General features: G+C 35.8%; 10 protein-coding genes and 1 other annotated feature. Of the genes, 9 read left to right on the forward strand and 1 reads right to left on the reverse strand.

Translation table 11 applies throughout. From position 1 onward, the window contains the following. Positions 1–39 precede the first annotated feature (39 nt). On the reverse strand, positions 40–975 hold the full coding sequence (gene rnhC, locus DN392_RS03240) for a ribonuclease HIII (RefSeq protein WP_000071603.1): 936 nt from the start codon (positions 973–975) through the stop codon (positions 40–42). 124 nt (positions 976–1,099) lie between these two features. Between rnhC and zapA the strand changes: the two genes are divergently transcribed. The 9 genes from zapA (at position 1,100) to DN392_RS03285 (ending at position 13,277) form a co-directional block, all read left to right on the forward strand. Beyond that, the gene (gene zapA / locus DN392_RS03245) at positions 1,100–1,369 is read left to right on the forward strand and encodes a cell division protein ZapA (protein WP_000082701.1); all 270 of its coding nucleotides are present in this window, start codon (positions 1,100–1,102) and stop codon (positions 1,367–1,369) included. A gap of 1 nt (position 1,370) precedes the next feature. Beyond that, a complete protein-coding gene (locus DN392_RS03250; protein ID WP_000565411.1) occupies positions 1,371–1,910 on the forward strand; it encodes a CvpA family protein in 540 nt (179 codons plus the stop codon). 54 nt (positions 1,911–1,964) lie between these two features. Further along, entirely contained in the window at positions 1,965–3,683 is a 1,719-nt protein-coding gene (gene polX, locus DN392_RS03255; protein WP_000867527.1) for a DNA polymerase/3'-5' exonuclease PolX, read from the forward strand. A 19-nt stretch (positions 3,684–3,702) separates the two neighbouring features. Continuing rightward, a complete protein-coding gene (locus DN392_RS03260; RefSeq protein WP_000893722.1) occupies positions 3,703–6,063 on the forward strand; it encodes an endonuclease MutS2 in 2,361 nt (786 codons plus the stop codon). 194 nt (positions 6,064–6,257) lie between these two features. Further along, positions 6,258–6,947, forward strand: a complete 690-nt coding sequence (locus DN392_RS03265) for a 23S rRNA pseudouridine(2604) synthase RluF (protein WP_000700742.1) — start codon at positions 6,258–6,260, stop codon at positions 6,945–6,947. 108 nt (positions 6,948–7,055) lie between these two features. Further along, positions 7,056–7,306, forward strand: a binding site (T-box leader). Positions 7,307–7,423: 117 nt separating this feature from the next. After that, positions 7,424–8,749 (forward strand): branched-chain amino acid transport system II carrier protein BrnQ6, encoded by a 1,326-nt coding sequence (brnQ6, locus tag DN392_RS03270; protein ID WP_000842660.1) that lies wholly within the window; start codon positions 7,424–7,426, stop codon positions 8,747–8,749. Between the two features lie 498 nt (positions 8,750–9,247). After that, complete coding sequence (gene isdC / locus DN392_RS03275; protein WP_001226899.1) at positions 9,248–9,958, forward strand: heme uptake protein IsdC; 711 nt, start codon at positions 9,248–9,250, stop codon at positions 9,956–9,958. A gap of 23 nt (positions 9,959–9,981) precedes the next feature. After that, complete coding sequence (locus DN392_RS03280) at positions 9,982–10,440, forward strand: NEAT domain-containing protein (RefSeq protein WP_002107604.1); 459 nt, start codon at positions 9,982–9,984, stop codon at positions 10,438–10,440. 32 nt (positions 10,441–10,472) lie between these two features. Beyond that, a complete protein-coding gene (locus DN392_RS03285; RefSeq protein WP_088321499.1) occupies positions 10,473–13,277 on the forward strand; it encodes an NEAT domain-containing protein in 2,805 nt (934 codons plus the stop codon). Positions 13,278–13,315: the final 38 nt, after the last annotated feature.

Consider the following 13,315-nt stretch of genomic DNA (forward strand, 5'->3'; position numbering starts at 1 on the left):
CAAAAAACAGGAGTTTGTAAGCTCCTGTTTTTGTCGATACTATTTTAATAAGCGAAACGCCTTCTCCCTATTAGCAAAATGCATTTTTACAAACTCAGGTAATCTTTCTTTACCAAGCTTTTGAATTAATTTAGCGGCTGCAATATCAACTTGTTTACCAGCACCTTTTGGAAGTGGCATGCCAGCTTTTTTGCTTAGTTCGTTAAACTGTTTTACGAATGAGTAACGAGCTAAAATAGAAGCAGCGGCTACTGCTAAATGGACGCTTTCGCCTTTCGTCGCGAAGTAAACATTTTCACGCTGTACCTGCTTTTGCTTTACTAAATATTTGTAGTATGTATCAGGTTGTGTGAATTGATCGATTAAGACGCCTTCAGGTTTTGTAGGTGCAATTTTAGCTAATAAGTTTGTAATAGCTTTATTATGCAGTAAAGCTTTTAACTTACCTTGGTTGTTTCCTTTATCAAATAGCTCGTTATATTTTTCATTATGAAGGACAAGAGAGCTGTAAGGAACAACGTGTAGAAGTTGTTTTGCAATGGCAGTAATTTGATCGTCATTTAAGTTTTTAGAGTCTTTTACACCAAGTTCTTTTAACAGTGGGATTTGCTTAGCATCCACATATACAGCAACTACTGTCATCGGTCCGAAGAAATCACCAGTACCAACTTCATCTGACCCTACGATAGACATTGTACCGATGGAAGTAGGGGGTGCATAACGGTGTGAATCGGCAGATTTTTTTACAGCTGTTTTCGGTGTTTGAGAGACAGTTTGCCAACGAGAAGCTTCTGCTTCAGCACGGCCACCTTGGAACATTACTTTTCCAGATTTATAAGCTGTAATCGTGCAAGACGGCACCTTTGCCATGAAGATTCCGCCTTGTGGGGTTTTTGGGCTAAGTGCCTGTTTGTATTGTTGTTTCATGTCTTCAATTACTGTAGAATTTGTTTGAATTACGATAGAATTTGACATAGTGGTCGCCCCTTTTTTTATATTGTTATTTTTATCATATCGGATTGTTCTTTCTGTTTCCATAATATGATGGTTCATGGTATGATAAACTTTAGGATTCTGTACGTGATTGGAGGCCGGTGAGTTGTCACAACAAAAGGGAAAGAAAAGTCGAATTAATGTAGAAATCTATGGTCAACAATATTCAGTTGTTGGCGATGAAAGTACAAGTCATATCCGCATGGTAGCAGCGATTGTGGATGATAAAATGCGCGAACTCAATGCCAAGAATCCTTCGCTTGACACGAGTAGACTAGCGGTATTGACGGCGGTAAACGTCATACACGATTACATAAAATTAAAAGAAGAACATGAGAAATTGAAAGAAAGTATGACAAAAAAAGGAATGGAATAACATGATTGATATTATTATCATTTTACTGCTTGTTATGGGATTTTTCCTCGGCTTACGCAGAGGGTTTATTCTGCAACTTGTAAAGTTAACAAGCTTTATTATCGCATACCTTGTTGCATACTGGTACTGTAAAGATTTAGCGCCAGCACTTGCGAAATTTATTCCGTATCCATTTGATAAAAACGTATCTGTTCCAGAATGGATTGATGCAAATAATATTGAGACAGTATTTTATCAAGCGCTTGCGTTTATCATATTGTTTATTATTACAAAAATTGCACTTTCATTACTTGGTAATTTGTTAAATATGTTTGCAGAAATACCGGTTTTAAAGCAAGTCAATGCGTTTGCGGGGGCAATCCTCGGATTTTTAGAAGTATATATTATTTTGTTTGTTTTAATTATCGTTGGAAACATTCTTCCAATTGAACAAATACAAACACCATTACAAAAATCATCAATTAGCAAAATAATTGTAGACGATACACCGATTCTTTCTGAAAAGGTGAAGGAACTATGGCAGACAGGTAGCAGAGTATAACTTCTCTTTTTTCGGAAAGAGGAGTTTTTTCTATGAAAGAAAGGCGGGGCAATGATGAAGGTAAATAAAAAACAAGTTATTAAATTATTAGAGACAATCGGTCTGTTTATGGAACTAAAGGGCGCGAATCCATTTAAAATATCTGCATTTCGTAAGGCGGCGGCAGCGTTAGAAAGTGACGATCGCAGTCTTTCTGAAATTGAAGATTTCACGAAGATTCCGGGCATTGGAAAAGGAACAGCGGCAGTTATTCAAGAATATATAGAATCGGGAACATCTGAAGTATTACAAGAGCTTGAGAAAGAAGTGCCAAGTAGCTTATTACCGTTATTAAAATTGCCAGGACTTGGTGGTAAAAAGGTGGCTAAGTTATATAAAGAACTTGGTGTTGTTGATATGGAATCGCTAAAAGCGGTTTGTGAGGAAAATAAAGTACAAGCTTTAGCAGGTTTCGGTAAGAAGACAGAAGAGAAAATATTAGAAGCAATCGATCAAGTAGGATCTCGTCCAGAGCGTTTACCAATCGCAATGGTATTGCCTATTGCCGGGGAAATAGAGGAGAAATTGTCGAATATTGCTGAAGTAATTCGTTTCTCTCGCGCTGGTAGTTTGCGCCGAGTTCGTGAAACAGTGAAAGATTTAGACTTTATCATTGCAACGTCAGAACCAGCTACAGTACGTGAGCATTTACTGCAATTCGATAATATGATTGAAGTAATCGCAAGTGGAGATACGAAAGTTTCTGTTCGTCTTCAATATGAATATGATATTTCAATCGATTTCCGTTTAGTAAAACCTGAAGAATTTATTACAACTCTTCATCATTTCACAGGATCAAAAGACCATAACGTAAAAATGCGCCAAATCGCGAAAGATAGAGGCGAGAAAATTAGTGAGTACGGTGTAGAAAACTTAGAAACAGGTGAAGTGAGAACATTTGAAACAGAAGAGGAGTTCTTCTCTCATTTCGGTCTTCCATTCATTCCACCAGAAGTGCGTGAAGATGGAAAAGAAATTGAATTAATTAAAGAGTATCCGAACTTAATTCAATTCTCTGATATACAAGGTGATTTACATATGCATACAACATGGAGTGACGGTGCCTTTTCGATTGAGGAAATGGTACAGGCATGTCGTGCTCGTGGTTATAAATTTATGGCAATTACCGACCATTCACAATACTTAAAAGTAGCGAATGGTTTAACGAAAGAGCGCCTTTGTGAACAAGCGAAAGAAATTGAACGTATGAACGAAAAGTATCCAGACATTACAATTTTACGCGGAATTGAAATGGACATTTTACCAGATGCAACACTTGATTTTGATGATGAAGTATTAGCAGAATTAGATTATGTCATTGGAGCGATTCACTCTAGCTTCTCACAAGACCGTGAAACGATTATGAAACGTCTTCGTGCTGCGCTGGAGAATAAGCATGTCACAATGATTGCCCATCCGACAGGACGCCTTCTTGGGCGTCGTGAGGGTTACGATGTAGATACAGATTTATTAATTGAACTCGCAAAAGAGACAAATACAGTTTTAGAATTAAATGCGAATCCAAATCGTCTAGATTTAAGCGCGAAATTATTAAAACAAGCACAAGATGCTGGTGTAAAAGTAGCGATTAATACGGATGCTCATACGCTTGAAATGTTAGAAGATATGGAAACAGGTGTAGCGGCAGCACGTAAAGGTTGGATTCAAAAAGATAACGTGATTAACACGTGGGATATCGAACGTTTATTAGACTATATTAAACGTAATAAGTAACACAAGGGGGACCTGCAACATGTTAGAAAGAACGTTGCGTGTATTAGAATACAATAAAGTAAAAGAACAATTACTTGAACATACAGCCTCTTCACTTGGCCGTGACAAAGTGAAGCATTTAGTGCCAAGCACTGATTTTGAAGAAATTGTAGAAATGCAAGATACAACGGATGAAGCAGCGAAAGTCATTCGTTTAAAAGGTAGTGCACCATTAGGTGGTATTACGGATATTCGCTCAAATGTGAAGCGTGCAAAGATTGGGAGTATGTTAAGTCCAAATGAACTACTTGATATTGCAAATACAATGTACGGTAGTCGTAATATGAAACGTTTCATCGAAGATATGGTTGATAATGGTGTGGAGCTTCCAATTTTAGAAACTCATGTCGCTCAAATTGTATCTTTATATGATTTAGAAAAGAAAATTACAAATTGTATCGGTGATGGCGGTGAAGTAGTCGATAGCGCAAGTGATAAACTGCGTGGTATTCGTACTCAAATTCGTACTGCGGAAAGTCGTATTCGTGAAAAGTTAGAAAACATGACGCGTTCTTCCAACGCGCAAAAGATGTTGTCTGACGCGATTGTAACGATTCGTAACGAACGTTACGTAATCCCAGTAAAACAAGAATACCGCGGTGTATATGGCGGTATTGTCCACGATCAATCAGCTTCTGGGCAAACGTTATTTATTGAACCACAAGTCATTGTAGAGTTAAATAACGCGCTTCAAGAAGCACGAGTGAAAGAAAAACAAGAAATCGAACGCATCTTATTGATGTTAACAGAAGAAGTGGCAGTAGAAGCGGATATCGTTTTATCTAACGTAGAAGTAGTTGCGAATCTTGACTTCATCTTTGCGAAAGCTTTTTATGCGAAGCGAATTAAAGCAACGAAGCCAATTGTAAATAACGAGCGCTATATGGATTTAAGACAAGCACGTCATCCGCTTATTGATCCAGAAATTATCGTGCCAAATAACATTATGTTAGGTAAAGATTTCACGACAATTGTTATTACAGGACCGAATACAGGTGGTAAAACAGTTACGCTGAAAACAGTTGGTATTTGTGTATTAATGGCGCAATCTGGCCTTCACATTCCAGTAATGGATGAGTCAGAGATTTGTGTATTTAAAAATATCTTTGCCGATATCGGTGATGAGCAATCGATTGAACAAAGTTTAAGTACGTTCTCCTCACATATGGTGAACATTGTTGATATTTTAGAAAAAGCTGATTTTGAAAGCTTAGTTCTATTCGATGAATTAGGTGCTGGAACAGACCCGCAAGAAGGGGCTGCATTAGCAATTTCAATTTTAGATGAAGTATGTAATCGTGGTGCTCGCGTTGTTGCTACGACGCATTACCCAGAATTAAAAGCATACGGATATAACCGTGAGAAAGTTATTAATGCGAGCGTTGAGTTCGACGTGAATACATTAAGCCCAACGTATAAATTATTAATCGGTGTACCAGGACGTAGTAATGCCTTTGAAATTTCGAAGCGCCTTGGATTATCTGATCGCGTGATTGATCAAGCTCGTAACCACATTAGTACAGATACAAACAAAATTGAAAATATGATTGCGAAGTTAGAAGAAAGTCAAAAGAATGCAGAGCGTGACTGGAACGAAGCAGAAGCACTTCGCAAGCAATCTGAAAAACTGCATCGCGAATTACAGCGTCAAATTATTGAATTTAATGATGAGCGCGATGAAAAATTATTAAAAGCGCAAAAAGAAGGGGAAGAAAAAGTCGAAGCTGCAAAGAAAGAAGCAGAAGGCATTATTCGAGAACTTCGTCAATTGCGTAAAGCACAGCTTATAAACGTGAAAGACCATGAGCTTATTGAAGCGAAGAGCCGTCTAGAAGGTACGGCGCCAGAGCTTGTGAAGAAACAAAAAGTAAACGTGAAAAACACAGCGCCAAAACAACAATTACGCGCAGGTGATGAAGTAAAAGTGTTAACGTTTGGTCAAAAAGGTCAATTACTTGAAAAGGTAAGTGATACAGAGTGGAGCGTACAAATTGGTATTCTGAAGATGAAAGTGAAAGAATCCAATATGGAATACATTAATACACCGAAGCAAACTGAGAAAAAAGCGGTCGCAAGTGTGAAGGGTAGAGATTATCACGTTTCGTTAGAGCTTGATCTTCGCGGTGAACGTTATGAAGATGCAATGATGCGCGTTGAAAAATATTTAGATGATGCACAGCTTGCAAGCTATCCGCGCGTATCAATTATTCACGGTAAAGGAACAGGAGCGCTTCGACAAGGTGTACAAGATTACTTGAAGAAGCATCGCGGTGTGAAAAACTACCGCTACGGTGACATGGGCGAGGGAGGCCTAGGCGTAACAGTTGTCGAATTAAAATAGCAAACAACGAAACAAAGGGGAACCATTATATGTTTATGGACAAACTTGCAAAAGTATTGTTAGCTTGTTGCGGAATATTTTTGGTGATTGGGGTTATTTATTTAGTTGTTTTTGCGAAGTAAACGAGCGTCAATCGTGGCAGAGTGATATTGCCATAGATTGACGCTTTTAATATATAGGAAAAGGAATAAGCTATGAAAATCAACCAATACATAAGCGAAGCAAAATCTTGCTCAAGACGCGAAACAGACCGTCTCATTAAAGCAGGACGCGTGGCTATTAACGGCGAAATATGTACGCACGGTGCACTCGTGAGCGATGGTGATGTGGTAACGATTGATGGACAGGTTATTGCAAAAGAAGAGAAGGAAAAGGTGTATATTGCCTTTCATAAACCAGTTGGTATTACTTGTACAGCAGCCGAGCATATTGAAGATAATATTATCGATTATATCAATTACCCAGAGCGTATCTTTCCTGTTGGGCGATTAGATAAAGCGTCGGAAGGACTAATCTTATTAACGAATGACGGTGGGATTGCAAATCAAATTTTACACGGTGATCATGAGCACGAGAAAGAATACATCGTTACGGTTGATAAGCCGTTTACAGATTGGTTTATTGATGAGATGTCCAGCGGTGTAAAGATTAAAGATGGAATGACGAAGCCTTGTAAAGTGACAAGAATGGATCAATCTACATTTCGCATCGTTTTAACGCAAGGAATGAACAGACAAATTCGTAGAATGAGCCGTGCTTTCGGGTTTACTGTAACAAAGCTAAAGCGGGTTCGTATTCTGAATATAGAGCTAGACGATCTTGAAGTGGGAAAATGGCGGAGCGTTACATCTGAGGAATTAGACATTTTAATAAATCAGTTATAGGGAGGAAAAATTTTCTCCCTATATTTTTTTGTCAGAAAAAATAAAACTATTGATTTTTTAAAAAATAGCCCATATAATAAAAAACAACAAGTTTCGACAAGATATTTTATAAAAGTAATGATGAGGACATGAGTTGTTTTTGACGATTCTCAGAGAGGGAAGCCTAGGCTGTGAGCTTCCTAATACGGAAAGACAAACTTACCACCTCTAAACTTCAAGAGTGAACTGCATGATGCATTGTAATTCTTGGCGGATAAAACCGTTATCAATTTACACGAGCTATAAAATGAGCTTATTTTGTTATAAATTCATTTTATTAGAATAAGGGTGGAACCACGATTTCAACACTCGTCCCTTTGTTAGGGACGGGTGTTTTTTGCGTTCTTTTACGGGGAAGTATGCTTGAAAGAGGATATGTGACGGCCTTTAATTCAGAATATTTTGTCAATATAAAAATATGTAGGAGGTTAGTAGAAATGAAATCATCTTTAAAGTTTTCTGAGATGTTTGCAATAAGTTTAATGTTGTTTGCACTATTTTTCGGTGCAGGTAATATGATTTTCCCGCCGGCTTTAGGGCAAGGTGCTGGAACAGACGTATGGATCGCGTTATTTGGCTTTATCGTAACAGGTGTTGGATTACCTTTATTAGGGGTAATTGTTATAGCTCTAAAGGGAGATATTAATGAGCTAGCGGGACGTGTACACCCTGTATTCGCACTTGTTTTTATCACTGCAATTTATTTATGTTTAGGCGTATTCGTAAGTGTTCCACGTACAGGAACAGTTGCTTATGAAATGAGTGTTGCACCATTTTTACCAAGTGAGATAGCTGGTCAATCGTATCCACTTGTTATCTTTACATTCATTTTCTTTGCAGTAACTTTCTATTTAGCTTTAAACCCATCGAAATTAGTGGGCCGCATCGGTAAAGTATTAACTCCGATTTTGTTAGCTGTTATAGCAATTATCGTAGGTAAAGCAATTATTACACCAATTGGAGAATTTGGTGCACCGACAGAAGCGTATAATGCTCCGCTCTTTAAAGGTTTTATTGATGGATATTTAACTTTAGATGGACTTGCAGCACTTGTTTTCGGAAATGTTGTTATTAATGCCTTAAAAGCAAAAGGCGTTACAAATAAGAACAGCATTGCAAAAGTAACAATCTTTGCAGGATTTATTGCAGCGCTCGGTTTACTACTTGTTTATTTAGCACTTGCTTATCTGGGAGCTTCTAGTGTGTCTCTTGGAATGGGAGCAAACGGAGGGATTATTTTAACAAACGTTGTAAATCATTTATTTGGTAGTTACGGAACTTTATTATTAGGGATCGCAATTACAGCGGCATGTTTAACAACTTCTGTAGGTATTGTTGCAGCTTGTGGGGAATATTTTTCTTCCTTATTACCAAAGTTTTCTTATCAAAAGATTGTTTTCATCTTCTGTGTATTAGCATTTATGGTAGCAAACCTTGGGTTAACTCAGTTAAACGCATTAGCATTACCGATTTTAATTGCAATTTACCCAATTGGTATCGTACTGATTGTATTATCACTTGTTGAAAACTATATTCGTCTTCCATTAGCTATGTATGTAGGCGGTATTGTAGGTTCATTTGCAATTAGCTTCTTTGATGGATTGCATAATGCAAATCTTCAAGTAGCGGCCCTTGCTCCTATCTTAGATAAAATTCCACTATATAGTGTAGGGATTGGTTGGCTAGTTCCGGGTATCATTGGAATTGCAATTGGATATGTAGTTTCTTTATTTCAAAAGCAAGAAGTTGCTGTAGAAAAATAGTGAAAAGAGGCTTTCTATGAAAGAAAGTCTCTTTTTTTGTAGAAAAAATTGTATATAGGGAAATTTAGATATTAAAAATTTTATACGTAATATAGTTGACAAAAAAATTAGCATTAGGCTAAGATTGACTTAGTTGTGGAAATATTTGAAGGAAAGTGAGGAGTGAAAGGTATAAGGTTTTCTATAACGATATCATTTTGTAGATAGAGGTGATAGAGTAGGAGAATGGTGGTTTTATTTTTTTTGACCTTCATTGAGAATGATAATCATCAAAAGAAATAGGGACTTATGTTAAAATGTAAATCGCTCTTTATAAGGAATAGGGAGGGATATTATTTTTAACACATAATGAGAATGATAATCAATAATATCTACATTACATAAATAAATTACAATTAAATAATGATAGAGGATTATTATTTTTTTCTTATAAATTGAGAATAATTATCATTTTCAAAAAAGTATGGATGAAAGATAAACAAGGAGGAAGTAAGCCAAATGAGAAAGATTTCTGTATTACCCGCTTTTATTATAACGTTCGTATGTATGCTAGCTTTTCTTGTCATGCCATATGGGAAAGTTTCAGCACAACTAGCTGACGGTACTTATGATATTAACTATGTCATTCAAAAAGCGGAAAATGATTCAGCTTCAATGGCAAATGATTATTTTGAAAAACCAGCTAAGTTAGTTGTAAAAAATGGTGAGATGAGAGTACAAATTCCGATGAATCATAGTGCTTGGATTACAGAATTTAAAGCACCTGAAAACGGGAATTTTGTTGATGCAAAAGTTGTTAGTAAAGATGAATCAGCAGATAAAAGAACTGTAGAGTTTAAAATAGACGATTTATCTAAGCAAGCAGCTGCAAAAATTCATGTTGTTGTACCGAACGTAAATTATGACCATAACTACACAATTCGCTTTGCGTTTGATGCAAATGTAAAAGCGGTAGGTGGAGAAAATAAAGCAACTACTGTAACAAAGAATAATGATCAAACAAAAACAGATACACAAGTAAAAGAAGAAGTGAAGAAAGAAGAGAGTAAAGAAGCAAATATAGAGGCAAGCAAAGGAACAAATGAAAGTGGAAAAGCTGAAAAAACAGATAATCCAAAAACAGGTGATGAAGCACGCATTGGAATATTTGCAGCGTTAATTCTTATTTCAGGTGTTTTCTTAATTCGTAAAGTGAAGTTAAGTAAATAAATCTTTTGAAGGGCGATGAATATATGTTTAAACAATTAAAAATGATTATTGGCGTATTTGCTGTTTTATTTACGTTTATCGCAACACTAGGTTTACAAGATGCAGAGGCTGCTACAAAACTAGCTGATGGAAAATATAATATTGCTTTTACTGTATGGAAAGGCGATAAAGATGAATCATCTAGAATGAATAGTTATTTTGAAAGCCCAGCAACATTAACAGTAAAAAATGGAAAACAATATGTTTCATTTAAAGTGAAAGATAGTGCTTCTATTAAAAGTTTACAAGTAGAAAAAGATGGTCAATTTGTAGAAACAATCGTGTTAAGTGAAAACAAAAAAGATAATACTAGAGTTGTAGAATTTGAAGTTGCTGACTTGTCAAAAAAACTAAATGGCAAGGTGAAAATTAATATCCCAATTATTAATTATAATGCTTCATATGATATTCGTTTTGTATTTGATGGGAACAGTATTAAATAATTAAAAAATTTCCAAAAGGGAGAGTCGTTCCATTGAACAGGTATGTAAAAATTATTGTTGCTATGTTTTTAATGGCATTTACATTCGTATCAACATTACAACCGCTTGCAGTTCAAGCAGCAAGCCAACTAGCTGACGGTGAATATTCAATCGGTTTCAAAGTTCTTAAGGATACATCAGATGAAGAATCTATGATGAATCAATACTCTGTAAGTCCAGGAACTTTAAAAGTGAAGGATGGGAAGAAGAAGGTATCCTTTACGTTAGAACATAGTTCATGGATTACGAAGTTTGAAACAGAAAAAAATGGCCAGTTTGTTGCGACAAATGTAATTAGTGAAGATAAAGAAAAAGATACACGAGTAGTAGAATTTGAAGTGGACGATGTAGAGAAAGTATTAAATGCGAAAGTAAAAGTGGACATAGACTTTTTAAATTATCATCATGATTATGATGTGCGTATTGCATTTGATCAAAATAGTATTACACCGATTCATGTAGAAAAACCAAATGAAAAAGAGGATCCAGCAAATAAGCCAGATCCAAATGAAAAAACGGATCCAAGTCAGAAGCCCGACCAAAAGCCTGACCCAAATCAACAACCCAATTCTAACACAATTAACGATGGGAATTATAGTATTCCATTTAAAGTGTTAAAAGATAAGACAGATGAAGAATCTAAGATGAATACTTACATGGTAAATCCAGGAGTATTAAAAGTAGAAAACGGTAAGAAAAAGGCAATTGTAACACTAACAAGTAGCTCATTAATTAAAAATTTCCAAACGGAAAAAGATGGCGCATTTGTTGATGCAAAAGTAGTGAGTGAAGATAAAGAAAAAGATACAAGAGTAGTAGAGTTTGAAGTGGACGATTTATCAAAAAAATTAAATACAAAAGTATTTATCGAAATGGCATCAAGAAACTATAAGCAAACACATGATGTACAACTTTTATTTGAACAAGATAAACTTGAGTCAATTAAGAACGAAGAAAAGCAACCAGACGGTGATAAAAAGCCAGAGGTAGAGAAGCCGAATGTTGAAACAATTAAAGACGGTGAATACAGCATCAATTTCAAAGCCTTAAAAGATCAAACAGAAGAAATTTCAATGATGAACACGTATACGAAGAGTCCGGGCGTGTTAAAGGTGAAAGATGGTAAAAAATATGTATCATTCACATTAACGAATAGTGCATGGATTACAAAGTTTGAATTTGAGAAAAATGGTTCGTTCGTTGATGCGAGTGTATTAAGTGAAGATAAAAAAGCTGATACACGCGTAGTGGAAGTAGAAGTAGATGATTTATCTAAAAAGTTAAATGCAAAAGTAAAAGTAGATATCGATTCAATGAATTATCACCATTTTTACGACATTCAATTTGCATTTGATAAAGATAGCGTTAAACCGTTAGACAATCAAGGCGGAAATGATAACCAAGGTGGAAACGATAACCAAGGCGGAAATGATAACCAAGGTGAAAACGACAATCAAGGCGGAAATGATAACCAAGGTGAAAACGACAATCAAGGCGGAAACGACAACCAAGGCGGAAACAACAACCAAGGTGGAAACGACAATCAAGGCGGAAACAACAACCAAGGCGGGAACAATAACCAAGGTGGGAACAATAACCAAGGTAATAACACAACCATTGATCCAAAAGCCCTTAAAGATGGTGAATACAGCATTGGCTTTAAAGTTCTAAAAGATAAAACAGAAGAAATTTCAATGATGAACACATATACAAAAAGTCCAGCTGTACTAAAAGTGAAAGATGGTAAGAAGTATGTATCGTTTACATTAACGAACAGTACATGGATTACAAAATTTGAGTTTGAAAAGAATGGTTCTTTTGTTAACGCAAAAGTGTTAAGTGAGAATAAAGAGCAAAATACAAAAGTAGTAGAGTTAGAAGTAGATGATTTATCTAAAAAATTAAACGCAAAAGTAAAAGTAGATATTGATGCGATGAATTATCACCATTTCTACGATGTTCAATTTGTATTTGATCAAGGTAGTATAAAAGTTTTAGGTAATCAAGGCGGAAACGACAACCAAGGTGGAAATGACAAACAAGGTGGAAATGACAACCAAGGCGGAAACGATAACCAAGGCGGAAACGATAACCAAGGTGGAAACGATAACCAAGGTGGAAACGACAACCAAGGCGGAAATAATCAACCAAAAGTAATAGTTGATCCGGAAAATTTAGTGGATGGTCAATATGATATTCCATTTAAAGTGTTAAAAGATAAAACAAATGAGCTTTCAAAGATGCATGACTATACTGTACACCCAGCAAAATTAATCGTTAAAGATGGTAAAAAGTACATTGAGATGACGTTGAAAAATAGTGCATGGATTACAAAATTCCAAACGGAAAATAACAGTCTTTTTGCTGATGCGAAAGTAGTAAGCGAAGATAAAAATGCAAATACGAGAGTAGTGCAATTTGAAGTAAGTGATTTATTTGCAAAATTAAATGCAAAAGTAAAAGTTGATATCAATGAAATGAACTACCATCATTTCTACGATGTCCAAATTCAATTTGATACAAATAATATTGGTGCGTTAGGCACGATTAAAGAGGATCCAAAAAATGATCCGGACAATCCAGTGATTACACCGAAAGTAGATAATGTGAAAAAAGTAGATAATCCTGATTTTAACCGAAATGCAGATGATAAGAAGAAAAAAGAAGATCAAAAAAATGATTCAAAAAAAGAGAAAAACTCAAAAACGGCAGATACAGCACAACTAGGTTTATACATGGTGCTATTGCTTGGGTCACTTGCTTTACTAGTTCGTAAATATAGAGCAGGAAGATTGTAATTTTTGGAGTCTTGATGCATGTTCGCATGCATCAAGAC

The organism is Bacillus sp. BB51/4, from assembly GCF_008368845.1.
GTDB lineage: Bacteria > Bacillota > Bacilli > Bacillales > Bacillaceae_G > Bacillus_A > Bacillus_A wiedmannii.

Excerpts from the sequence above, each read along its gene's own strand:
- rnhC (WP_000071603.1), bottom strand. The coding sequence starts at position 975 with ATGTCAAATTCTATCGTAATTCAAACAAATTCTACAGTAATTGAAGAC.
- DN392_RS03250 (WP_000565411.1), top strand. The coding sequence starts at position 1,371 with ATGATTGATATTATTATCATTTTACTGCTTGTTATGGGATTTTTCCTC.
- polX (WP_000867527.1), top strand. The coding sequence starts at position 1,965 with ATGAAGGTAAATAAAAAACAAGTTATTAAATTATTAGAGACAATCGGT.
- DN392_RS03260 (WP_000893722.1), top strand. The coding sequence starts at position 3,703 with ATGTTAGAAAGAACGTTGCGTGTATTAGAATACAATAAAGTAAAAGAA.
- DN392_RS03265 (WP_000700742.1), top strand. The coding sequence starts at position 6,258 with ATGAAAATCAACCAATACATAAGCGAAGCAAAATCTTGCTCAAGACGC.
- brnQ6 (WP_000842660.1), top strand. The coding sequence starts at position 7,424 with ATGAAATCATCTTTAAAGTTTTCTGAGATGTTTGCAATAAGTTTAATG.
- isdC (WP_001226899.1), top strand. The coding sequence starts at position 9,248 with ATGAGAAAGATTTCTGTATTACCCGCTTTTATTATAACGTTCGTATGT.
- DN392_RS03280 (WP_002107604.1), top strand. The coding sequence starts at position 9,982 with ATGTTTAAACAATTAAAAATGATTATTGGCGTATTTGCTGTTTTATTT.